The 20,971-nt window shown below is 68.7% G+C and carries 20 protein-coding genes and 1 pseudogene; 10 read left to right on the top strand and 11 right to left on the bottom strand.

Annotated features, from left to right (window positions below; genetic code table 11):
* Positions 1–29 precede the first annotated feature (29 nt).
* Positions 30–842, bottom strand: coding sequence for a hypothetical protein (locus AAG092_RS09725; protein ID WP_373389510.1), 813 nt, complete (start codon positions 840–842; stop codon positions 30–32).
* A gap of 110 nt (positions 843–952) precedes the next feature.
* Positions 953–1,312 (bottom strand): hypothetical protein, encoded by a 360-nt coding sequence (locus AAG092_RS09720; protein ID WP_373389509.1) that lies wholly within the window; start codon positions 1,310–1,312, stop codon positions 953–955.
* Positions 1,313–1,505: 193 nt separating this feature from the next.
* Between AAG092_RS09720 and AAG092_RS09715 the strand changes: the two genes are divergently transcribed.
* The 5 genes and pseudogenes from AAG092_RS09715 to cptA all read left to right on the top strand — a co-directional run bounded on the left by AAG092_RS09715 (position 1,506) and on the right by cptA (position 7,409).
* Positions 1,506–2,570: a sensor histidine kinase gene (locus AAG092_RS09715; RefSeq protein WP_373389508.1), complete on the top strand. Its 1,065-nt coding sequence runs from the start codon at positions 1,506–1,508 to the stop codon at positions 2,568–2,570.
* Entirely contained in the window at positions 2,567–3,343 is a 777-nt protein-coding gene (locus tag AAG092_RS09710) for a LytR/AlgR family response regulator transcription factor (protein WP_373389507.1), read from the top strand. Before AAG092_RS09715 ends, AAG092_RS09710 begins: the two co-directional genes overlap by 4 nt.
* Positions 3,344–3,476: 133 nt before the next feature.
* Positions 3,477–4,736: pseudogene (locus AAG092_RS09705) on the top strand (HAMP domain-containing protein); the annotation flags it as partial.
* A 153-nt stretch (positions 4,737–4,889) separates the two neighbouring features.
* Complete coding sequence (locus AAG092_RS09700) at positions 4,890–5,597, top strand: methyl-accepting chemotaxis protein (RefSeq protein ID WP_373389579.1); 708 nt, start codon at positions 4,890–4,892, stop codon at positions 5,595–5,597.
* A gap of 90 nt (positions 5,598–5,687) precedes the next feature.
* Entirely contained in the window at positions 5,688–7,409 is a 1,722-nt protein-coding gene (gene cptA, locus AAG092_RS09695; RefSeq protein ID WP_373389506.1) for a phosphoethanolamine transferase CptA, read from the top strand.
* Positions 7,410–7,464: 55 nt separating this feature from the next.
* Here the strand turns inward: cptA and dctM are convergent, their stop codons facing one another.
* From dctM to AAG092_RS09675, 4 genes are all read right to left on the bottom strand, one after another.
* Entirely contained in the window at positions 7,465–8,748 is a 1,284-nt protein-coding gene (gene dctM / locus AAG092_RS09690; RefSeq protein ID WP_373389505.1) for a C4-dicarboxylate TRAP transporter large permease protein DctM, read from the bottom strand.
* Positions 8,745–9,377: a TRAP transporter small permease gene (locus AAG092_RS09685; RefSeq protein WP_373389504.1), complete on the bottom strand. Its 633-nt coding sequence runs from the start codon at positions 9,375–9,377 to the stop codon at positions 8,745–8,747. The genes dctM and AAG092_RS09685 overlap by 4 nt, the downstream gene beginning before the upstream one ends.
* A 67-nt stretch (positions 9,378–9,444) precedes the next feature.
* Complete coding sequence (gene dctP, locus AAG092_RS09680) at positions 9,445–10,440, bottom strand: C4-dicarboxylate TRAP substrate-binding protein DctP (RefSeq protein ID WP_373389503.1); 996 nt, start codon at positions 10,438–10,440, stop codon at positions 9,445–9,447.
* 225 nt (positions 10,441–10,665) lie between these two features.
* Positions 10,666–11,061, bottom strand: coding sequence for a YkgJ family cysteine cluster protein (locus tag AAG092_RS09675; protein WP_373389502.1), 396 nt, complete (start codon positions 11,059–11,061; stop codon positions 10,666–10,668).
* A 411-nt stretch (positions 11,062–11,472) separates the two neighbouring features.
* Here AAG092_RS09675 and AAG092_RS09670 point away from each other — a divergent pair, with 411 nt between their 5' ends.
* Positions 11,473–11,850 carry a hypothetical protein gene (locus AAG092_RS09670; RefSeq protein ID WP_373389501.1) on the top strand — a complete coding sequence of 126 codons (378 nt, stop codon included), beginning with the start codon at positions 11,473–11,475 and terminating at the stop codon, positions 11,848–11,850.
* Positions 11,851–11,858: 8 nt separating this feature from the next.
* On the opposite strand, the gene AAG092_RS09665 is transcribed toward AAG092_RS09670, so the two are convergent.
* The 4 genes from AAG092_RS09665 to AAG092_RS09650 all read right to left on the bottom strand — a co-directional run bounded on the left by AAG092_RS09665 (position 11,859) and on the right by AAG092_RS09650 (position 15,847).
* Positions 11,859–12,017, bottom strand: coding sequence for a hypothetical protein (locus AAG092_RS09665; RefSeq protein WP_373389500.1), 159 nt, complete (start codon positions 12,015–12,017; stop codon positions 11,859–11,861).
* Complete coding sequence (locus tag AAG092_RS09660; RefSeq protein WP_373389499.1) at positions 12,014–13,141, bottom strand: PepSY-associated TM helix domain-containing protein; 1,128 nt, start codon at positions 13,139–13,141, stop codon at positions 12,014–12,016. Before AAG092_RS09660 ends, AAG092_RS09665 begins: the two co-directional genes overlap by 4 nt.
* Before the next feature lie 97 nt (positions 13,142–13,238).
* On the bottom strand, positions 13,239–13,931 hold the full coding sequence (locus AAG092_RS09655; protein ID WP_373389498.1) for a PolC-type DNA polymerase III: 693 nt from the start codon (positions 13,929–13,931) through the stop codon (positions 13,239–13,241).
* Positions 13,928–15,847, bottom strand: a complete 1,920-nt coding sequence (locus AAG092_RS09650) for a putative nucleotidyltransferase substrate binding domain-containing protein (RefSeq protein WP_373389497.1) — start codon at positions 15,845–15,847, stop codon at positions 13,928–13,930. The genes AAG092_RS09655 and AAG092_RS09650 overlap by 4 nt, the downstream gene beginning before the upstream one ends.
* Positions 15,848–15,962: 115 nt before the next feature.
* Here AAG092_RS09650 and AAG092_RS09645 point away from each other — a divergent pair, with 115 nt between their 5' ends.
* The 4 genes from AAG092_RS09645 (at position 15,963) to AAG092_RS09630 (ending at position 19,987) form a co-directional block, all read left to right on the top strand.
* A complete protein-coding gene (locus AAG092_RS09645; RefSeq protein ID WP_373389496.1) occupies positions 15,963–17,021 on the top strand; it encodes an NAD(P)H-dependent flavin oxidoreductase in 1,059 nt (352 codons plus the stop codon).
* A 52-nt stretch (positions 17,022–17,073) separates the two neighbouring features.
* Positions 17,074–18,753 (top strand): ABC transporter substrate-binding protein, encoded by a 1,680-nt coding sequence (locus tag AAG092_RS09640; RefSeq protein WP_373389495.1) that lies wholly within the window; start codon positions 17,074–17,076, stop codon positions 18,751–18,753.
* The gene (locus AAG092_RS09635; protein ID WP_373389494.1) at positions 18,740–19,450 is read left to right on the top strand and encodes a substrate-binding periplasmic protein; all 711 of its coding nucleotides are present in this window, start codon (positions 18,740–18,742) and stop codon (positions 19,448–19,450) included. Before AAG092_RS09640 ends, AAG092_RS09635 begins: the two co-directional genes overlap by 14 nt.
* Positions 19,451–19,519: 69 nt before the next feature.
* The gene (locus AAG092_RS09630; RefSeq protein WP_373389493.1) at positions 19,520–19,987 is read left to right on the top strand and encodes an OsmC family protein; all 468 of its coding nucleotides are present in this window, start codon (positions 19,520–19,522) and stop codon (positions 19,985–19,987) included.
* A gap of 50 nt (positions 19,988–20,037) precedes the next feature.
* On the opposite strand, the gene AAG092_RS09625 is transcribed toward AAG092_RS09630, so the two are convergent.
* A complete protein-coding gene (locus AAG092_RS09625) occupies positions 20,038–20,952 on the bottom strand; it encodes a LysR family transcriptional regulator (protein ID WP_373389492.1) in 915 nt (304 codons plus the stop codon).
* Between the last annotated feature and the right edge of the window lie 19 nt (positions 20,953–20,971).

Below are 20,971 nucleotides of genomic sequence, written 5' to 3'. Positions count from 1 at the left end.
CGGAGGTGACTGTCTGGTGGCAGGGGCTGCTAGCGGTTACTGACGCATTGATTCAGCTTGGCGCGAGCTGCCAAGCCATCGGTCCAGTCGATATCTGCAACGGCACGCCCGCCCATCTCGACGATGAAATGCTCGACATCCAGCATCGTGTTCAGCGCAGCTTCAATGTTCGGCACTGTCAGGCCGATCGCGCCGAACGGAATACCCGGTACCGAAAAATTCAACGCGTTCACCGACTGCGCCTGATACTTCGACTGCTTAAGAGTCACCGCCACGGTTTGTGTGTTCGATGGCCTGGGAATGTCCGCGCTCCAGAAGATCAGCATGCCACCCCGGTAGGCTTTTCCGGGCCCGACAATGCTGACCGCGCCACCCTCTTTGCTCCACATGGCAGTGCAATTGTCCCCGGGGGCCGAATCCTTCTTACCCTGAAAGATTTTCCATTCACCCTGCTTGTAGCGCTGGTAGTCCGGATCCGCTTCCAGCCTCTGTAGTTTTGCTTCGGCTTCCAGCATTTTCTTCTGAATTTCCTCGTTTCTGGCCGTCTGCTTGTCGATGGCGATGCCAATGGCGTCGTAGCTGGGCGGGCCGGGGTCGGCAAAAATATTGCAGCCGTCACATCTGTAGCCCGCGTACCCACCGCCAGTGCCTCCACCGCCAGCGCTGTCAGCCCCGCCACCGGTTTGCACGCACAGAGGAACAGCGGCAATTCCATGCGAGCCACCGCCAACGCCGATCTGCTGTTCGCCAGGCCCGGGACCACCCGGGCACGGGTAGTTCGCCCATGCGGGTTGCGCGATCAAAGCAACCGCTACCAATACAAAGAACACAGGAAATTTCATCGGGATTCCATTCATGTTGAGGGCTGTTGCAGGGGCTGAGTCAAAGGGTAGAACCTAACCCCGGGTACACAAAATTCTGCATACCCTCGCCAGTGCGTGCCCCTGAGTCGTCACTGCCCCGGTCCGCTCCTGAGGATTTCGCCCTTCTTCGCGCAGCTGGGTGGGTTGATGGCGCCGAAAGTGGCCAGGTTGCCGCCATTGATGATGCAGTTGAACTCGCTGCCATTGTCGGCCCGCAGCTCGGCGTAGGTATTGGTCCCGCTGGTGCGCCGTGCCAGCAGTTCGAGTTGGCTCGGAGAGTAGCCGAGCACCCCCGCCGTTTCCGCGACGACTCTCTCATCGCTCAGCGAGTTGGTCTTTTCGGCGATTGCCGCGCAGCCGGCGATCCATTGTGCGGCGGCCAGCAGGGCGAGCAGGCGGGTGGCGCGGAAAAGCTTGTTCATGACAGTCCCTCGTTTGTCGTTGCGCATGTGAAGATAATGATTCCGACTTCCCGGCCGGGCCGGGTGGAGGGACTCTAAGTAGGCGGCGAGAGGCTGGCCAAGCGGTTTTCGGCCAAGCGCTATCGGCATTGCCGCCAGTGACGGAGATTTCTGCCAATGGCGGTTTTTCATCGACCGGCGGCTCGGCCACACAGGCTCTGCGGATGGGCACGGAGGCAGCATGAGGGAAACGAAAGGCTTCGACGGGCTGGTGCGGGCGACCCTGCAGCTCAGTCTCATCTACTGGACGTGCATGTTCGTCGCCGACAGCATTCTGGGTTACTTCATCAATATCGATCCGTTGCAGTCGGCGCCGCTGAAGTTCGTGCTGTTCGGCGCCGGTGCGCTGATGACCTTCGGCATGTCGCTGCTGCTGTTTCGCCTGAGGGGGCTCGAATTCCCCAGCAAGGCCATTCTCAGCTTCCTGATGACGGCGGCGCTGGCGCCCCTGTTCGTCGCCATCGACTTCCTCAACTACCTGATCTGCGAGTACCCCGAGCCGGTCAGCTTCGATCCGGTGTACTCCGGCTACATGCTGATCGAGGGCGCCTCGATGCTGTTCGGCTGGTCCTGCCTGTTCATCGCCCTGCTCTACTGCTTCGAGGTTCGCGATCGCGAGCGGCGCCTGGCAGCCGTGCGCGAGGAGGCCCTGGCGGCGCAGATGCAGGCGCTGCGCTACCAGGTCAATCCGCACTTCCTGTTCAACACGCTCAACTCGATTGCCGGTCTGATCGAGGAGGGCGCCGCCACCCGCGCCGAGCGCATGCTGATGTCGCTTTCCAATTTCATGCGGACCACCCTGTCGCTCGATCCCATGCACGATGTCCCGCTGGGCGACGAGCTGGGCTTGCAGGAGGAGTACCTGGCGATCGAGCGCGAGCGCTTCTCCGACCGCATGAGCTTTCGCGTCGAGCTGGCCGAGGAGGCGCGCGATGCCCTGGTGCCCAGCCTGATCCTGCAGCCGCTGATCGAGAACGCGATCAAGCACGGCGTGGGCGTGGCGACCGGTCCGGTGGATATCACGCTGCGGGCCGCGCGCGAGGGTGAAAGGCTGCACATCAGCGTGGAGAACAGCATGGCCGCAGAGGCGGCGCCGGCGGGGCGCCGGCCGGGCATGGGGGTCGGTTTGCGCAACGTGGCGGAGCGCCTGCGCCTGCGCTTCCAGGACAATGGCCGGTTCTCTTCCGGCCCGGTGGGCGCGGATCGCTACCTCGCGGTCATCGATCTGCCGTGGCGCTGCGCATGAGCGCCCTGAGCATTCTCGTCGCCGACGACGAGCCGCTGGCCCGGCGCCGGCTGATCCGCCTGCTGCGCAAGCTCGACTGGGTCGGTCGCATCGACGAGGCCGCGGATGTCGGCGAGACCCTGCGCCTGGCCAGGGACGGCGCCCCGGACATCCTGCTGCTCGATATCCAGATGCCGGGTGGCAGCGGTTTCGATGTGCTGCAGCAGCTCGCCGGCGAATTGCCGGCGCTCGTCTTCGTCACGGCCTTCGACCACCATGCCCTGCGCGCCTTCGAGGTCAACGCCGTCGACTACCTGACCAAGCCCCTCGATGCCGAGCGTTTCGCCCTGGCCATGGCGCGCGCCCGTACGGCCGCGCTTTCGCGTGGCCAGGCGGATCGTCTCGCCGAGCTGCAGGAGGTGATCGCCTCGCTCAAGCAGGCCCTGGGTGCCCAGGCCCGACCGCCAGGGGAGTTCTGGGTCAAGGTGCGTGGCGAACACCGGCGTATCCTGCAGGACGACATCATCCGCCTGCAGGCCGAGCGCGACTATGTGCGCATCCACCTGGCCGACGCCAACTACCTGTTCCACGAGACCCTGACCGCGCTGGAGCAGCGTCTGGCCCCGGATGCGTTCATCCGCATCCACCGCAGCACCATAGTGCGCCGCGGTGCCGTCGTGCGCCTCCGCCCCGCGCCCTTCGCCGCCTGGGTCGCCGTGCTGGCCGACGGCACCGAGTGCCGCGTGGGGCGGACCTACAGCGCCGCCCTGCGGGCCCTGCTCGGCCGGCAGTGAGCGCCGCAGAGGGGGCGGCCCGGTGCCGGTGACGCCTTTTCGCATCCCGATGGCGCATTGCCTTCTATCGTTTAGCTCATGAAGTCGGTGAGTCTTCCGATATGTAACGAACAGTCTCGAAGTGGCGAAGTGCATGGCTCGGCAATTGCTAGTCCAGGTGCTCCGCAGTTTCGTCCGATTCAGGAGTTCGACGATGAATGCGTTGTTGCTGCCCGGTGTGAATGCACTCGAGAGGTTCAGTTTCGCCCGCAAGTTCCAGCTGCTGGCGCTGTTGTTCATCCTGCCGCTGGCTTACGCCGCCTGGTCGATCGGGGATAACTACCTGAGCAAGCTGCGGGTGGTCGACGACGAGCATTCCGGGGTGCTGCAGCTGCAGGCGCTGGACCGGGTCGAGCTGGTGCTGGTGCGTCAGCGCAACCTGACCGCGCGCTGGAAGGCCACCGAACGCAATCGCGAGGCCACGGCCGAGACCCAGGCGGCTATCGCCCGCCTGCAGCAGAGCGAGGCGGAGCTGGACCAGGCCCTGGACCAGTTGCGCCAGACGCTCGCCGAGGAGGGCGCCGGCGAGCAGGTGCTGGCCAGCCTGCAGGCCCTGCAGGCGCAGCGCGACGGCCTGCGCGCCCAGGCCCTGGGCAGCATCGGCTGGTGGCCGGACGCCTACGAGCGCTTCACCCGCGCCCTGCAGCAGCTCAATACCCTGCGCGAGCAGGTGGCGACCGAGAGCGGGCTGATCCTCGATCCCTGGCTGGAGACCTACCTGCTGATGCAGGTCGGCACCCAGGGCGCGCCGCGCCTGCAGCAGCAGCTCGGGGTGCTGGCCAGCGTCGGCCAGGGCGCCGTGGCGGCCGGCCAGTTCAGCCTGCAGAGCCGCCTGCAGCTGCGCGAGATCCGCGCCGCCACCGGCGAGTCGCGGCAGCAGCTGGGCAAGCTCGGCGAACGCCTGCAGGGCGAGCTGCCGAAGTCGCTGGCGGCCTGGAACCAGGTCTATGCCCAGAGCCTGGCCGGGCTGGACGACTGGCTCGCCGAGCTGGACCAGAACATGTACGGCGACGGCGGCATCCAGCTCGACGTGGCCGGCTTCGAGCAGGGCATGGACAGCGCCCAGGGGCATGTCGAGGCGCTGCAGCGCGCCACCCTGGAGGCGCTCGACGCGCGCCTCGGCCAGTACCGCGACAAGGCCTTGCGCGCGCTGATCATCACCCTCGGCGCCTTCGGCGTGCTGGTGCTGCTGGCGCTCTACGCCCTGGTCTGCCTGCAGGCGTCGATCCGCGGCAGCAGCTGGCGCATCACCTCGCTGGCGCAGTCGCTGCGCGATGGCGACCTGCGCCGCCATGTCACCGTGCACGGCCGGGACGAGCTGGCGCTGATCGGCGCTGCGCTGAACGATGCGGTGGCCCAGCTGCGCGGCTCGTTGCAGGGGGTCAACCGCGAGAGCGCCGAGCTGGACGACACCGTGCAGGTGCTCGGCGCCGAGGCGCGCCGTGCCCTCGGCGCGGTGGAGCAGCAACAGCTGCAGGTCAGCCAGATCGCCGCCGCCGCCACGCAGATGGCGGCCACCGCGCAGAGCGTGGCGGAGAACTGCGAGATGGCGGCGCAGGACGCCAGCCAGACCCGCCACATCGCCGAGCAGAGCAACCAGCGCAGCCAGCAGACCACCGCCAGCATGCGCCAGCTCACCGCACGCCTGGGCGACACCGCCGCCGCGCTGGCCGAACTGCGCGAGCAGGCCCAGCAGATCGACCGGGTGGTGGACGTGATCAAGGGCATCGCCGAGCAGACCAACCTGCTGGCGCTGAATGCCGCCATCGAGGCCGCGCGGGCCGGCGAGCAGGGCCGCGGCTTCGCCGTGGTGGCCGACGAGGTGCGCTCGCTGTCGCAGCGCACCCAGGACTCCACCCGCGAGATCAGCGCCACGGTCGAGGCCCTGCAGCGCGTGGTGCTGCAGTCGGTGGAACTGATGCAGAGCGCCTGCAGCCAGGCCGAGGTGGACGCCGGCGCGGTCACCGAGCTGGGCGACCACCTGGGCGAGATCGCCGGCGCCGTGCAGCGGGTCAGCGACATGCTGACCCAGATCGCCGCCGCCGTGGAGCAGCAGGCCGCCACCGCCGAGGAGGTCAGCGGCAATATCCAGCAGGTCGACCAGGCCGCCGCCGCCCTGCTGGAGGGCGCGCAGACCGTGCATGGCGTGGCCGACCGCCTCAGCGCCGGCAGCCGCAGCCTGGCGCAGAACACCGCGCATTTCCAGCTGGAGTAGCGCGCCTTAAGGAAGCCTTCAGCTTCGCCTGGGCACCATCGGCGGATGGGCCGGAATTCCTCCGGCCACCGATTCGACGGGGTATGGTGCATGGCGACGACGGCGCAGGGCAGGCGCGGTGGCGGTTTCGACTGGGCCGGGCTGGGCTGGATGTTCCTGTTCTTCTGGTACTTCTCCGGGGTGACCCAGCTGCTGATCCAGCTGACCGGCACTGCCGGCTTCGCCGGGTTCCGCCAGGCCTTCCTGCTCAGCGCTTTGTGGCTGGTGCCGCTGCTGCTGTTCCCGGCGCGGGCGCGGCTGCTGGCGGCGCTGCTCGGCGTGCCGCTGTGGCTGTGCTCGCTGGCCGGCTTCGGCTACTTCCTGATCTACGGCCAGGAGTTCTCGCAGAGCGTCATCTTCATCCTCTTCGAGTCCAACGTCAGCGAGGGCAGCGAGTACCTGGCACAGTACTTCTCCTGGTGGATGCTGCCGGCCTTCCTCGCCTACGGCCTGGGGGCCTGGCTGCTGTGGCGCAGGGTCCGTCCCGTGTACCTGCCGCGCCCGCTGGCGGCGCTGGCCGCGGCCTTCTTCCTGTTCGTCTCGCTCGGCTACCCGGCGCTGCGCCAGTTCGGCAAGCACGCGGACGCGGCGGTGGCGCTGGAGAACTTCGAGGAGCGCATCGAGCCGGCCACACCCTGGCAGCTGCTGGTCGGCTACCGCCAGTACCGCGCCCAGCTGGCCAACATGCAGGCGCTGCTGGAAGGGCGCGAGCGCATCGCGCCGCTGACCGACCTGCGCGATGCCCATGCCGGCCACCCGGCGACCCTGGTGCTGGTGATCGGCGAGTCGACCAACCGCCAGCGCATGAGCCTGTACGGCTATGGCCGCCAGACCACCCCGGAGCTGGACAAGCTGCGCGACCAGCTGCAGGTGTTCAGCGGCGCGGTTACCCCGCGGCCCTACACCATCGAGGCGCTGCAGCAGGTGCTGACCTTCGCCGACCAGCAGCACCCGGATGCCTACCTGAACACCCCGTCGCTGGTCAGCGTGATGAAGCAGGCCGGCTACAGGACCTACTGGATCACCAACCAGCAGACCATCACCAAGCGCAACACCATGCTCACCACCTTCTCCAGGCAGGCGGACGAGCAGTTCTACCTGAACAACAACCGCGAGCAGAACGCCCGCCAGTACGATGGCGACGTGCTCGAACCCTTCGCCAGGGTGCTGGCCGACCCGGCACCGCGCAAGTTCATCGTGGTCCACCTGCTCGGCACCCACATGAGCTACCAGTACCGCTACCCGCCGGAGTTCGCGCGCTTCACCGACCGCACGGGCGTGCCGGCGCACGTCACCGCGCACCAGCTGCCGACCTACAACGCCTACGACAACGCGGTGCTGTACAACGACTTCGTGGTCTCCAGCCTGATCAAGCGCTTCGCCGCCAGCGACCCCAATGGCTTCCTGCTGTACCTGGCCGACCACGGCGAGGCGGTGTTCGATGCGCCCAGGCCGCAGGTGCTGGGGCGCAACGAGGCGGCGCCGACCGGGCCGATGTACACCATCCCCTTCCTCCTGTGGACGGCGCCGAAGTGGCCGGCGCGCGACTTCGGCCAGGCCCTGGCGCGGCCGTTCAGCAGCTCCGGCCTGGTGCACACCTGGGCGGACCTGGCCGGCCTCGACTTCGCCGAGCATGACCGCAGTCGCAGCCTGGTCAGCGCCGAGTTCAAGGCGCGCCCGCTGCTGGTCGGCGACCCGCGCCAGCCGCAGAACCTGATCGACTTCAGCCTGATCCGGCCGCAGCCGGCGCCACGCGACATGGCGCAGAACTGAGGGCAGAAAAAGCCCGGCACGGGGCCGGGCTCGGGGTTGCGGGAGGCGCTTCGACCTAGCTCATGCCGATCCAGTTGGGCAGGGCCAGGGAGATCCAGGGCACGTAGGTGACCAGCAGCAGGAAGGCCAGCAGGATCATCAGCCAGGGCAGGGCCGCGCGGATGGTGGCGGTCAGCGGCATGCCGGTCACCGCCGAGGTGACGAACAGGTTGAGCCCCACCGGTGGCGTGACCAGGCCGATCTCCAGGTTGACCACCATGATGATGCCCAGGTGGATCGGGTCGATGCCCAGCTCCATGGCGATGGGGAAGAGGATCGGCGCCAGGATCAGGATGATCGCCGAGGGCTCCATGAAGGCGCCGGCGATCAGCAGCACGATGTTCACCACCAGCAGGAAGGTGATCGGCGTCAGGCCGGCCTCCAGCACCCAGGCGGTGATCTGCTGCGGCAGCTGCTCGGTGGTCAGCACGTGGGCGAACAGCATGGCGTTGGCGATGATGAACATCAGCATGATCGACAGCTTGGCCGACTCCAGCAGGACCTTGGGCACCTCGCGCACGCGCATGTCCCTGTACACGAACAGGGCGATGAAGGCCGAGTAGATCGCCGCCACGGCGGCCGCCTCGGTGGGGGTGAACATGCCGGAGTAGATGCCGCCGAGGATGATCACCATCAGCAGCAGGCCCCAGATCGCCTTGCGTGCGGCGCCCAGCCACTCGCGGAAGGTCGCCCGCGGCAGCGCCGGCAGGTTCTTCTTCACCGCGACAATGTAGATCGCCACCATCAGCGTCAGGCCGAGCAGCACGCCCGGCACCACGCCGGCCATGAACAGCTTGCCCACCGAGGTCTCGGTGGCGGCGGCGTACACCACCATGACGATCGACGGCGGGATCAGGATGCCGAGGGTGCCGGCATTGCACACGATGCCGGCGCCGAACGCCTGTGGATAGCCGGAGCGCACCATGCCGGCGATGGCGATGGAGCCGACCGCCGCCACCGTGGCCGGCGAGGAGCCGGACAGCGCGGCGAACAGCATGCAGGCCAGCACCGCGGCGATCGCCAGGCCGCCACGGATATGGCCGACGCAGGCGTTGGCGAAGTCGATCAGGCGGCGCGCCACGCCGCCGGTGGTCATGAAGGCCCCGGCCAGGAGGAAGAACGGAATGGCCAGCAGGGTGTAGTGCTCGCTGGTCTCGAACAGCTTGATCGCCAGCGAGCGCACCGAGTCGGGGCTGAACAGGATGATGGTCAGCGAGCCGGCCAGGCCGAGGGAGATGGCGATCGGCACGCCGATAAACATCAGCAGGAACAGCAGCAGGAAGAGGAACAGGACGGTCATGGCTTGTGTTCCTCGTGCTCGGTCAGCTTGATCGCCTCGGCCGCCTCGTCGGCCAGGCCCAGGCCGGTCTGCCGGCCGCGCAGGATGCGCACCAGGATCTCGGCGAAGCGGATGAATACCAGGGCGAAGCCGAGCGGCACGATCAGGCCGATGTGCCACTGCATGATGCCGTAGTGGCCCAGGTCCTCGGCGCCGATGGCGGCCTTGAACAGGGTCTGGATCCACTCGAAGCTGGCCACGCTGAGCAGCCCGGCATAGCCCAGGCAGCACAGACAGGCGATCACCCCGATGACCCGCTGGACATGCCTGGGCGCCAGCTTGACCAGGGCGTCCACGCCGATATGGCCGGCGGTGCGCACGCCATAGGACAGGCCGAAGAAGATCAGCCAGGCGAACAGTGCCTTGGTCAGCGAGTTGCTCCAGGTCATGGCCTGGGCCGCGGCGAGAATGCCGTCGCCGATGGCGAACAGCGTGTCGCTGGCCGCCGGCCAGCGGTCGGCCAGGTTGTAGAACAGGGTGTAGAGGTTGTTGAGGATGACGTAGACGAAGGTCACCAGCGTCATGGCCCCCAGCAGGAAGGCGATGAAGCCTTCCTCGAAGTGGTCCCAGACGCGCCGCAGGGCGTTCATGGATGGCATCTCCCGATGGCGGAGTCGACGGAGCGCCGCCGCCGTGCGGGCGGCGGCGCGGTGCGGATCAAGGAGCCTGGTTGGCGGCCTGCGCGGCCTTGATCAGGTCGGCGCCGATCTCGCCCTCGAACTTCTGCCACACCGGCTGCATGGCCTCGCGCCAGGCGTTGCGCTGCTCCGGGGTGAGCTCGATGATCTCGGTGGTCTTGGCCTCGAGGATGCGCTGCTTGTCGCCCTGGTTGAGGGCGTCGGCCTGCTTGTTCACCTCGACGGTGACCTCGGCCATGATCTTGCTCAGCTCGCCGCGCACGTCTTCCGGCAGGCCGTCCCAGAACTGGGTGTTGGTGATCACCATGTAGTCCAGCAGGCCATGGTTGGACTCGGTGATGTACTTCTGCACCTCATGCATCTTCTGGCTGTAGATGTTCGAGTAGGGGTTCTCGGCGCCGTTCACCACGCCGGTCTGCAGGCCCTGGTAGACCTCGGCGAAGCTCATCTTGCGCGGGTTGGCGCGCACCGCCTTGAACTGTTCCTCGAGCACGGCGGAGGCCTGCACGCGGAACTTCTGGCCGCGGGCGTCCTTCGGCTCGCGCAGCGGCTTGTTGGCCGACAGCTGCTTGAGGCCGTTGTGCCAGTAGGCCAGGCCGGTGATGCCCTTGGACTCCATGGAGGTCAGCAGCTGCTGGCCTTCGGCGCTCTGCTGGAAGCGGTCCACCGCGGCCATGTCGTCGAACAGGAAGGGCAGGTCGAACACCTGCAGCTGCTTGGTGTACTGCTCGAACTTGGCCAGCGACGGGGCGATCATCTGCACGTCGCCGAGCAGCAGCGCCTCCATTTCCTTGCCGTCGCCGAACAGCGAGGAGTTCGGGTAGACCTCGACCTTGACCTTGCCGGCCAGGCGCTCCTCGGCGAGCTGCTTGAACAGCAGGGCGCCCTGGCCTTTCGGCGTGCTGTCGGCGACCACGTGGGAGAACTTGATGATGATCGGCTCGGCGGCCTGGGCCAGGCCGGCGATGCCGAAGGACAGGGCGCAGGCGAGCGCCATGGCAGTCTGCTTGAACATGCGGAGTGATCCTTTGTTGTGATTGTTAGGACGAAAGGCGCGCGGTCCAGATCCTCTATCACTCTAGTCGGAGCTGGACATTGCGCTGTCGGGGTAGGGCATTAGCAACCCGGATGCCAGCCGTCGCCTCGGCTGCAGGGCCCGATTTTCGGGCCTCCGGGAGAAATGCGTGGCGAGATTTCGCCAGATGCGGGGGTTTGCCTGGCGGAATTCCGCCAGCGGGCCTTACTGCTTGGGGCGCCAGGCGCAGTAGCCCGGGCGCGGGCCGATGCGCGGATGGTTGCGGCAGGTGTCCGGGCGCTTGTCGTAGATGGTGCACAGGCGCGTCTTGCGGTCCAGGTACATGCAGTCGCCGTTGCTCATGCGGGTCAGGGTGAAGATGCCGGACTTCTGGTTGAAGCGCTCGATCAGCCCTTCCTTCTGCAGGCGCTTGGCAATGTTCTTCGGCGGTTCGCCGCGCTCGAACTCGTCGACCACGCCGATGCGGATCAGGTCGAGGATGCGCACCTCCACCGGCAGGGTGCAGCAGGTGGAATGGCAGCTGGTGCACATGTCCTTGTTGTACTTGCTCCAGGTTTCCAGGCGGTCGATTTCGGCGGCGGCGATCAGTTGCGGTTTCATCTTCGGGCTCGGTTGCGCGGGGCGCAGGAATCAGGCGCGCGATGATAGCCGCCAAGCCGTCTTTGTGAACCCTTTCCCGCTCGGTGGCCGTGTAAGCATTGGCTTACAGGGTGTGCTGACGATCGCTGCTATCAACCTGCCATCGGCCAGATTAAATTGCCGCTCAAGGACTTAGCGCAGGAAGCGCACCGCCAACAACAGGGACATGAGGGATTGTTCGCCAGGACGGCGCACCGATCACGGATGTCAGGACCAGTCTGCAGAACCTCGCGCAAGCGGGGTTTTCTTTTTCCGGCCCCGCCCTTTTTCGCCTAGCGCATGGCCAGCCGAGCGATGGTTGACCCAGATCAGCGCCCGGGCTGGAGGCTGGCCTAGAGTGAAAGCTCTTCCAGCCTTGCAGAGGGCAATGCGATGAACACCAAGACTCTTCTCCCTGGCCTGCTGGCGCTGAGCCTGGCAGGCGTTGCCTGGGCCGCCACGGATGTCGGCAGCGAACAGCAGTGGCAGCAGCACATGAGCCAGATGCGCGAGCTGCATCAGAGCTGGATGGCCGGCAAGTCGCCGGAGGAGCGGCACAAGCTGATGCTGGAGCACCGCCAGGCCATGGGCGGCGGCATGCAGATGATGGGCGGCTGTCCGATGCATGGCGGCATGCAGATGGGCATGGGCAAGGGCGCCGGCATGATGATGCCGCTGGACACGCCGGAGCAGGTGGACCAGCACATCCAGCACATGGAGCAGATGCTCGAACAGCTGAAGGCTCACCGCGAGATGCTGAGCAAGCCCTGAGCGGTGCGCTAGCGCCGCAGCAGCGGCCAGCTGCCGAGCACGGCCGGCAGGCCCAGGCCGAGCCAGGCCAGGGCGTCCCAGCCGCCGTCGCCGAGCAGGGCGGCGAACAGGCCGGCGGCGCCGAGCACGGCCAGCAGCACGGGGGTGGCGAAGGTCGACTGCCTCATGCCGCCACCTCGTCGCGCAGCGCCTGGCGTGGTGCACGGCGGCGCACCCACCAGAGGTACAGGCCGCTGCCGAGGACGATGATGGTCAGCACATCCAGCAGCGCCCAGAGGATCTGCATCGGCCGGCCACCGTAGTCGCCGAAGTGCAGCGGCTGCGACATGGCCAGGGCGTCCATGTACCAGGGGCGGTCGCCGACGGCGGTGACGGCGAGGCTGCGCGCGTCGATCAGCACCGGGGTCCACAGGTGCGAGGTCAGGTGCGTGTTGCCGACCATGAACACCGCGTAGTGGTGCGCGCTGGAGAAGCGCGTGCCGGGGAAGGCGATGAAGTCTGGACGCATGCCCGGCGCGGCCTCTCCGGCAATCCGTAGCAGCTCGTCGGCCGGCGCTCGCTCGGTGAGCGGCGGGGCGTCGCGGTAGGGCTCGACCATGGCCGCCAGGGTGTCGTTGCGCCAGGCTTCGATCAGCAGGTCGGCGCAGGCGCTGATCACCCCGGTGACGCCCACGGTCAGTGCCCAGGTCAGGGTGACGATGCCGATCAGGTTGTGCAGGTCGAGCCAGCGCAGGCGGGTGGACTTGTCCCGGCGCACCTCGGCGAACTTCAGCTTGCGCATGAAGGGCGCGTAGAGCACCACGCCGGAGACCATCGCCACCACGAAGAGGATGCCCATGAAGGCCAGCAGCAGCTTACCCGGCAGGCCGGCGAACAGATCCACGTGCAGGCGCAGCATCAGCATCATGAAGCCACCGTTGGCCGCCGGCATCTCGACTGCTTCACCCGTGCGGGCGTCGAGCATGAAGGTGTGCGAGGAATTCGGCTCGGTGCCGGCCGTGGCGGCCATGATGGTCACCACGCCGTTGGGCTCGTCCTCTTCCCAGCCCAGGTACTGCACCACTTCGCCGGGGCGGTGGCGCTCGGCGGCCTCGACCAGCTGCTGCAGCGACAGGCGCGGGCTGTCCGCCGGCAGCTCGCGCAGCTGCGGCGCCTCGCCCAGCAGGTGCTCGATCTCGTGGTGGAAGATCAGCGGCAGGCCGGTCAGTGCCAGCAGCAGGAGGAACAGGGTGCAGATCAGGCTGGTCCAGGTGTGCACGAAGGACCAGCGACGCAGGGTGGTGGAGCGCATGGGCGGATGGGTTTCGGCTGCAGGAAGCCGACATTCTAGTGACGATGAGGTCAGGATGGAATCAAGAATGATTTACCAATGATATCGATGCGCTCTATCAAAGCGAGGGCGCCAGCTGCCGGCGCCGGCGTGCCAGGCACTGGCACTGCAGCTCGGCCAGGCTGTCCAGGTCCTGGCGGCGGGCCTTGCTGAACAGGATCAGGGCCAGTTCGGCGGTGGCCAGGGCATCGGCACTGGCGTGGTGGCGCTCGCTGGCCTGGAGCTGGAACAGGGCCAGCCAGTCGTCCAGCCCGGCGCGCTGGCGCGGGCCTTGCGGGCAGAGCAGCGGGGCCAGCTCGGCGACATCGACGAAGGGGTGCTGCAGGCGATAGCCCAGGCTCTCGCGCAGGGAGCGCTGCAGCATGTGCTGGTCGAAGGCGGCATGGAAAGCCAGCAGCGGGCTGTCGCCGACGAAGGCCATGAATTCCAGCAGTGCTTCGGCCGGATCGCGCCCGGCGGCGATGGCGCTGGGCGCGATGCCGTGGATCAGGGTGCTGGCGCTGGCCTGGTGGCCGGGACGGTGCAGGGTGCATTCGAATTGCTGGCGCAGGTCGATGGCGCCGTCTTCGATCACCACCGCGCCGATGGCCAGCAGCTGGTCGCGCTGCAGGTTGAGGCCGCTGGTTTCCAGGTCCACCACCACCAGGCGCTGCTGCGCCAGCGGGCGGTCGTCCAGCGGGCGCGGCGCCGGCAGCTGGTCGCAGCGCGGGTCGCAGGCGGGACGCAGCCAGTCGAGCAGCTTCTTCTTCATAGCTGGTACCTCAGCGCCAGGCTGGCCTGCAGGCGCTGGGCCTGGCGGAAGGATTCGCGCAGGATGCGTCGGTCCAGCTGGTTGAGGCTGTCCGGATCGAGGCGGTTGGAGAAGGGCAGGCCCTGGCTGGCCTGCTGCTGGTGCAGCTGCAGGCGGGTCTGCTGGATGAAGTGGTAGGCCTCTTCGAAGGCGGCGCCGTCCTGCGCGTCGATCACGCCCAGGCGCACCAGCTCGGCGAAGCGGCGCAGGGTGTTGCTGTCGCCGATGCCATGGGCCAGGGCCAGCAGGCGGGCGCCGTCGACGAAGGGGGTGAGGCCCTCCACCTTGAGGTCGAGGGTGTCCTTCTCGGCGCCCTTGCGTGCCACCACGAAGTCGCGGAAGCGTCCCAGCGGCGGGCGGTGCTGCAGGGCGTTGGCCGCCAGCAGGTGCTGGAAGATGCTGTTGCCTTCGATGTCTGCGAACAGCTGCTCGCGCAGCTGCGCGCAGCCCTCCTCGGCGCCCCAGACCACGCGCAGGTCGAAGTAGATGCTCGAGCCCAGCAGGTTCTCCGGGGTGGCCTCGCGGACGAAGCCGGCGAAGCGCCGCGCCCATTCGCGCTGCGACAGGCACAGCGCCGGGTTGCCGGCCATGATCTGGCCGGGGCAGAGGCTGAAGCCGCACTCTGCCAGCAGCTGGTTGATCCGCCGCGCGCGCGGCAGCAGCAGCTGGCGGATGCGCTCGGCCTCCGCGGGGCTGTCGGCGTCGAACAGGATGCCGTTGTCCTGGTCGGTGTGCAGGGTCTGCTCGCGGCGCCCCTCGCTGCCGAAGCACAGCCAGCTGAAGGGCACGCCGGGGTCGCCCAGCTCCTCCAGCACCAGCTCGATCACCCGGCACACGGTATGGTCGTTGAGCAGGGTGATCAGCTGGGTGATCTGCGTGGAGCTGGCGCCGTGGGCCAGCATGCGCTCGACCAGCAGGCGGATGTCGCTGCGCAGCGCCACCAGGGTCTCGATGCGCCCGGCGTGACGGATGGTGCGCGCCAGGTGCACCAGGTCGACGCGCTGCAGGGAGAACAGATCGCGCTCGGAAACCACGCCGACCAGGCGCTCGTGCTCCACCAGGCAGACGTGGGCGATGTGCCGCTCGGTCATCGCCAGGGCGGCGTCGAAGGCGCTGGCGCTGGGCGGCAGGTGGAAGGGGCGCTGGGTCATCAGCGCGGCGATCGGCTGCTCCAGCGACTCGCCGGCGGCCACCACGCGGCGCAGGTCGCGCAGGGTGAAGATGCCCAGCGGGCGCTGCGCCGCATCGACTATGACGATGCTGCCGACATGCTGCTCGTGCATGCGCCTGACCGCCTCGCGCAGCGCCAGGTCGGCGGCGCAGGCCACCGGCTGCTGCATGGCCAGCTCGTGCAGCGGGGTGTCCAGCGAGTACTGCGCGCCGAGGTTCTCCGCCGCGCGCAGCTGCACCTGCTGGTTGACCTGGTCGAGCAGGCTGGACACGCCACGCAGGGCGAAGTCGCGAAATGGCGCGGACTGGGCGAACAGGCGGACGAAGGCGTCCTTGGGCAGCAGCAGGCAGAAGGTGTCCTCGCCGGCCAGGTGCTCGGTACGGGTGGCGCGTTCGCCGAGCAGGGCGGCCAGGGGGAAGCACTCGCCGCTGGCGATCTCGAAGGTGGTCTCGCTGCCGCGCTTGGCCGAGTGCGGGCGCTCACCCACCACCAGGCCCTGCTTGACGATGAAGAAGTGCTGCACCGGGCCGTCGCCGGGCTTGAGGATGCTCTCGCCGGCGGCGTAGAAACGCAGCTGGCAATGCTCCACCAGGAACGCCAGGTGAGCGCTCTCCATCTGGTTGAACGGCGGGTGCTTGCGCAGGAACTCCATGGTGCCATGGATGTTCTGCAGCACGGCCGTCTTGCCCGCGGCGGTGGTCGACATGGGTGGGGTTCCGCTGCTCGAGTTCTTCCATCTTAGCCACGTACCTGCCACGGGCCATTGGACCTAGGTCGCAGGCCGTCGATAATGGCGCCCACCCTTGGCCCAGGAGTCCCGCATGTCCGCCGCCCTCTGCTCCCTGCTAGGCATCCGCCATCCCATCATCCAGGCACCCATGGTCGGGGTCTCCACCCCGGCGCTGGCCGCCGCGGTGTCCGCGGCCGGCGGCCTCGGCTCGCTGGGCCTGGGCGCCAGCAGCCCGGCGCAGGCCCGCGAGCTGATCGCGCAGACCCGCGCGCTGACCAGCCTGCCGGTCAACTACAACCTGTTCTGCCATGCCCCGGCGCGGGCCGACGCGGCGCGCGAGGCGGCCTGGTGCGAGCGCCTGCGCCCGCTGTTCGCCGAGTTCGGCGCAGCGCCGCCGGCGGCGCTGCGCGAGATCTACCCGAGCTTCCTGGCCGACCCGGCCATGCTCGAGCTGTTGCTGGAACAGCGCCCGGCGGTGCTCAGCTTCCACTTCGGCCTGCCGCCGCAGGCCTGGATCGAGCGCCTCAAGGGCGCCGGCATGCGCCTGCTGGCCTGTGTCACCAGCCCGGCCGAGGCGAAACTGGCCGAGGCGGCCGGGGTCGACGCGCTGGTGGCCCAGGGCATCGAGGCCGGCGGCCATCGCGGCGTGTTCGATCCGCAGCAGGGCGATGCCGGCCTCGGCACCCTGGCGCTGGTCCGTCTGCTGGTGCGGCAGAGCCGCCTGCCGGTGATCGCCGCCGGCGGCATCATGGACGGCGCCGGCATCCGCGCTGCCCTGGCCCTGGGCGCGGCCGGCGTGCAGCTGGGCACCGCCTTCGTGCTGTGCCCGGAATCCGCCGCCAACGCCGCCTACCGCGCGGCATTGAAGGGGGAGAGGGCGTCCCGTACCGAGATCACCGCCAATATCTCCGGGCGCCCGGCGCGCGGCCTGCCCAACCGCCTGTACGGCGAGTTTGGCGCGGCCCTGCCGGACTACCCGATTGCCTACGACGCGGCCAAGGCCCTGCATGCCGCGGCCAGTGCCCAGGGCTGCCACGACTTCGCCGCGCACTGGGCCGGCCAGGGCGCGCCGCTGGCCCGCGAGCTGCCGGCGGCCGAGCTGTTGGCGGCGCTGGTGGCGGAAGCCGGCGATTTTTCCGCGCCGCGCTAGGCCGATCTGCCGGCGCCGCCTAGACTCTGCAGACAACAATAAGGAGTCCTTGATGCGCGCTGCGATTTTGCTCGGCCTGTTGCTGAGCGCGGCCACGCACGCTGCCGATCCGCTGCAGGAGGCCATGGCCGAGCTGCAGCCCAGTTCCCTGAGCCTCACCGAGCAACGCGCCGAGCTGGCCTGGTTCGCCGCGGCCGGGCAGCCGTTCGCCGGCGTGCAGGTGCGGGTGATCGCCGAGCGCATCCCCACCCACTGGTACGAGGCCACGGTGCTGGCGCCGCTGTTCAGCCGCCTCACCGGCATCCGCGTGATCCATGAGATCAGCGGCGAGGACGACGTGGTCAACAAGCTGCGCACCCAGCAGCAGACCGGCCTGCCGCTGTACGACGCCTACGTCAGCGACAGCGACCTGCTCGGCCAGCATTTCCGCGACGACCAGGTGCTGGTGCTGTCCGACTTCATGGCCGGCGAGGGCGCCGGTGTGACCTCGCCGACCCTGCAGCTGGACGACTTCATCGGCCTGCCCTTCGTCACCGCTCCCGACGGCAAGCTGTACCAGCTGCCCGACCAGCAGTTCGCCAACCTCTACTGGTACCGCCAGGACTGGTTCGCCCGCCCCGAGCTGCGCCAGGCCTTTCGCCAGCGCTACGGCTACGAGCTGGACGTGCCGCAGAACTGGACGGCCTACGAGGACATCGCCGCCTTCTTCACCGAGCAGGTCGGCGCGATCGACGGCCAGCGCGTCTACGGCCACATGGACTACGGCGGCTTCGACCCCTCGCTGGGCTGGCGCCTGTCCGACGCCTGGCTGGGCATGGCCGGGGTGGCCGACCCGGGGTTGCCCAACGGCCTGCCGGTGGACGACTGGGGCATCCGCGTCGAAGGCTGTCGCCCGGCCGGCGCCAGCGTCGCCCGTGGTGGTGCGCTGGACAGCCCGGCGGCGGTCTACGCCGTGCAGCAATACGTCGACTGGCTGCAGCGCTACGCCCCGCCGGAGGCGCAGCGGATGAGCTTCAACCAGGCCGGCAACGTCGCCGCCCAGGGCCAGGTGGCCCAGCAGATCTTCTGGTACACCGCCTTCACCGCCGACTACACCAAACCGGGCAGCCCGGTGGTGGACGCCGAGGGCCGACCGAAGTGGCGGGTCGCCCCGTCGCCACGCGGCGCCTACTGGCAGGACGGCATGAAGTCCGGCTACCAGGATGTCGGCGCCTGGACCCTGCTCAAGGCCACGCCGCTGCGCCAGCGCCAGGCCGCCTGGCTGTACGCGCAGTTCGTCACCTCGCGCAGCGTGTCGCTGCGCAAGACCCTGGTCGGGCTGACGCCGATCCGCCGCTCCGACCTCGATTCGCCCGCCCTGCTGGCCGCGGCGCCGCGCCTGGGCGGGCTGGTGGAGTTCTACCGCAGCCCGGCGGCGCGCCGCTGGACCCCCACCGGCGCCAACGTGCCGGACTACAGCGGCATGGCCAGCCTGTGGTGGCGCCAGCTGCACCCGGCGGTGGCCGGGCGCCTCAGCGCCAGCCAGGCCCTGGGCAACCTGGCGGCGGAATTCGACCGCCACCTGGAGCAGGTCGGCCGGCGCCAGCGCCACCCCTGCGCGCCGCAGCTCAATCCGCCGCGCGGCGCCCAGCACTGGCTGGCACAGCCGGGCGCGCCCTGGCCGCAGCTGGACAACGAGCGGCCGCCGGGGCGCACCCTGCCGTACCGGGAGGCGCTGCATGCGTGGGATTAGCCTGCTGTGGCTGGCCCTGCTCGGCATGCCGGTGGCGGCCGCCGAGCTGCAGCTGTTCGCCTGGGAGCGCGCGCCGCTGATGCAGCAGCGCCAGGATGGCGGCGCCAGCGGGTTGGTGGCCGAGCTGACCGACGAGCTGTTCCGCCGCGCCGGCATCGCCTACCGCCTCGATTTCCTGCCGTTGCAGCGGGCCCTGCTGCGGGTCCAGCAGCAGGAACGCAGCTGCGTGCTATTGGTGGAGCGCCAGCAGGAGCGTGAACCGCGCTATGCCTGGGTCGGCCCGCTGCTGGTGTCGCGCCTGGGGCTGTATGCCAAGGCCGACGATGACCTGCGCCTGAGCAGCCTGGAACAGGCCCGCGGCCTGCGCATCCTCAGCCACCAGGGCTCGGGTGCCGGCGAGTACCTGGAAGGGGTGGGCCTGCAGGTGATCTATTCGAACAAGGAGTCGCTCAACCTGAGCATGCTGCAGCGCAGCCGCGCGCGCCTGTGGGCGACCAGCGCGGCGGTGGTCGCCGCCGTCGAGGGCGGTCCGGCGCCGCGCGAGGTGCTGCCCTTCCTCACCCTGATGGAGGACATCGCCTGCCATCCCGAGGTGGACGCCGCGCAGCTGCAGCGCCTGCGCGAGGTGCTGTTGCAGATGTACCGCGACGGTTGGGTGCAGGGGCTGTACCAGCGGCATGGCCTGACCCTGGAGTGACTGGCAGGGCAGCCATTCGACTGCGCCCTTGGGTATGCTGGTCGGCCATGCTTATTGAGGAGGTTCGTGATGGCGCGCTACACCGCCGAAATTCTCTGGTCGCGCGACGGCCAGGACTTTCTCGACAACCAGTACAGTCGGGGTCACCTGTGGCGTTTCGATGGCGGTGTGACGGTACCTGGCTCATCCTCGCCGCACGTGGTGCCCCTGCCGCAGTCACGCGAGGACGCGGTGGACCCGGAAGAGGCTTTCGTCGCCGCGCTGTCCAGCTGCCACATGCTGTGGTTCCTGTCCCTGGCGGCGCGTGATGGCTGGCGGGTGGACAGCTACCACGACCTGGCCGAGGGGCGCATGGGCAGAAACGCCGAAGGGCGGATGGCGATGACCCGCGTCACCCTGCGCCCGGCGGTGAGCTTCGCCGGTGCCGCGCCGGGCCGCGAGCAGCTGGATGCCCTGCACCACGAGGCGCACGAGGAGTGCTTCATCGCCAACTCGGTCCGGACCGAGGTGCTCTGCGAGCCGGTTTACCCGGACTGAGCCCGCGCGCGCCCGACCGGGTCGGGCAGCCGGCCGATGCAGTCGTGTCTTCAGCCAGAGGGCGTCATGGCTGCATCGAGCTGCGGATCGAGCAGCAGCTGGCGGAAGCGCTCCGCGCCCGGCGACAGGCTGTGGCCGGCGCGGCTGACGATGCCGTAGGCCGAATGCGCGGTCAGCCGCTCGCCGGGCAGCTGCAGCACGGCCAGGCGGCCGGCGGCCAAGTCGGCGGCCACCACGTCCCAGGGCGCCATGCTCAGCACGCTGCTGTGCGCGACCAGCTCCTTGAGCACCATGAAGTTGTCGCACTCGATGCTCAGCGGCTGTTCGCGGCCGCTCATCCGGCGCAGCTCCGCGGCCACCTGGGCCGGTAGTTGGGTGCCGGCCAGCGGGTAGTCGAGCAGGTCTTCCACGCGCAGCGGCTGGCGCCGCAGCAGCGGGTGGTCAGGGTTGCAGAACAGCACGCCGGGGTGACTGGGTAGTGGCTCGATGCGCAGGCGCGCATCGCCTTCGAGCTCGCGGCTGTCGGCGACGAAGATCTCGATCTGGTCATCCAGCAGGCGCTGGTGCAGTTGCTGCCAGTTGTCGATCAGCAGTTGCAGGCGCACCCCCGGATGGCGCTCGGCGAACACGCCCAGGGCCCTGGGCACCAGGCGCGCGGCGGGGTAGGGGCCGGCCCCCAGGCGCAGCTCGCCGCTGGCCAGGTTGCCCAGCTGGCCCACCGCATTGCTCAGCGCCTGGCTGCCGGCCAGCAGGCGACGGGCATGCTCCAGCACCAGCCGGCCGTGGGCGGTGAGGCTGATGCCGCGACTGTGACGGTCGACCAGCACGCAGCCGAGGCTGGCTTCCAGTGCCTGGATGCTGCGGCTCAGCGCCGGCTGGCTGAGGTGCACGGCTTCGGCGGCGCGGGCGAAGTGACCGTGCTCGGCGAGGGCGACGAAGTGGCGGAGCTGGCGTAGATCGTTCATGCGTGCAATGCATTTAAGT

The sequence above is a fragment of the Pseudomonas alcaligenes genome (assembly GCF_041729615.1).
Taxonomy (GTDB): domain Bacteria; phylum Pseudomonadota; class Gammaproteobacteria; order Pseudomonadales; family Pseudomonadaceae; genus Aquipseudomonas; species Aquipseudomonas alcaligenes_B.
Note: the sequence above shows the minus strand (reverse complement) of the source record. Positions and strands in the feature narration are given on the sequence as shown.

Excerpts from the sequence above, each read along its gene's own strand:
- AAG092_RS09725 (WP_373389510.1), bottom strand. The coding sequence starts at position 842 with ATGAAATTTCCTGTGTTCTTTGTATTGGTAGCGGTTGCTTTGATCGCG.
- AAG092_RS09720 (WP_373389509.1), bottom strand. The coding sequence starts at position 1,312 with ATGCGCAACGACAAACGAGGGACTGTCATGAACAAGCTTTTCCGCGCC.
- AAG092_RS09715 (WP_373389508.1), top strand. The coding sequence starts at position 1,506 with ATGAGGGAAACGAAAGGCTTCGACGGGCTGGTGCGGGCGACCCTGCAG.
- AAG092_RS09710 (WP_373389507.1), top strand. The coding sequence starts at position 2,567 with ATGAGCGCCCTGAGCATTCTCGTCGCCGACGACGAGCCGCTGGCCCGG.
- AAG092_RS09700 (WP_373389579.1), top strand. The coding sequence starts at position 4,890 with ATGGCGGCCACCGCGCAGAGCGTGGCGGAGAACTGCGAGATGGCGGCG.
- cptA (WP_373389506.1), top strand. The coding sequence starts at position 5,688 with ATGGCGACGACGGCGCAGGGCAGGCGCGGTGGCGGTTTCGACTGGGCC.
- dctM (WP_373389505.1), bottom strand. The coding sequence starts at position 8,748 with ATGACCGTCCTGTTCCTCTTCCTGCTGCTGTTCCTGCTGATGTTTATC.
- AAG092_RS09685 (WP_373389504.1), bottom strand. The coding sequence starts at position 9,377 with ATGAACGCCCTGCGGCGCGTCTGGGACCACTTCGAGGAAGGCTTCATC.
- dctP (WP_373389503.1), bottom strand. The coding sequence starts at position 10,440 with ATGTTCAAGCAGACTGCCATGGCGCTCGCCTGCGCCCTGTCCTTCGGC.
- AAG092_RS09675 (WP_373389502.1), bottom strand. The coding sequence starts at position 11,061 with ATGAAACCGCAACTGATCGCCGCCGCCGAAATCGACCGCCTGGAAACC.
- AAG092_RS09670 (WP_373389501.1), top strand. The coding sequence starts at position 11,473 with ATGAACACCAAGACTCTTCTCCCTGGCCTGCTGGCGCTGAGCCTGGCA.
- AAG092_RS09665 (WP_373389500.1), bottom strand. The coding sequence starts at position 12,017 with ATGAGGCAGTCGACCTTCGCCACCCCCGTGCTGCTGGCCGTGCTCGGC.
- AAG092_RS09660 (WP_373389499.1), bottom strand. The coding sequence starts at position 13,141 with ATGCGCTCCACCACCCTGCGTCGCTGGTCCTTCGTGCACACCTGGACC.
- AAG092_RS09655 (WP_373389498.1), bottom strand. The coding sequence starts at position 13,931 with ATGAAGAAGAAGCTGCTCGACTGGCTGCGTCCCGCCTGCGACCCGCGC.
- AAG092_RS09650 (WP_373389497.1), bottom strand. The coding sequence starts at position 15,847 with ATGTCGACCACCGCCGCGGGCAAGACGGCCGTGCTGCAGAACATCCAT.
- AAG092_RS09645 (WP_373389496.1), top strand. The coding sequence starts at position 15,963 with ATGTCCGCCGCCCTCTGCTCCCTGCTAGGCATCCGCCATCCCATCATC.
- AAG092_RS09640 (WP_373389495.1), top strand. The coding sequence starts at position 17,074 with ATGCGCGCTGCGATTTTGCTCGGCCTGTTGCTGAGCGCGGCCACGCAC.
- AAG092_RS09635 (WP_373389494.1), top strand. The coding sequence starts at position 18,740 with ATGCGTGGGATTAGCCTGCTGTGGCTGGCCCTGCTCGGCATGCCGGTG.
- AAG092_RS09630 (WP_373389493.1), top strand. The coding sequence starts at position 19,520 with ATGGCGCGCTACACCGCCGAAATTCTCTGGTCGCGCGACGGCCAGGAC.
- AAG092_RS09625 (WP_373389492.1), bottom strand. The coding sequence starts at position 20,952 with ATGAACGATCTACGCCAGCTCCGCCACTTCGTCGCCCTCGCCGAGCAC.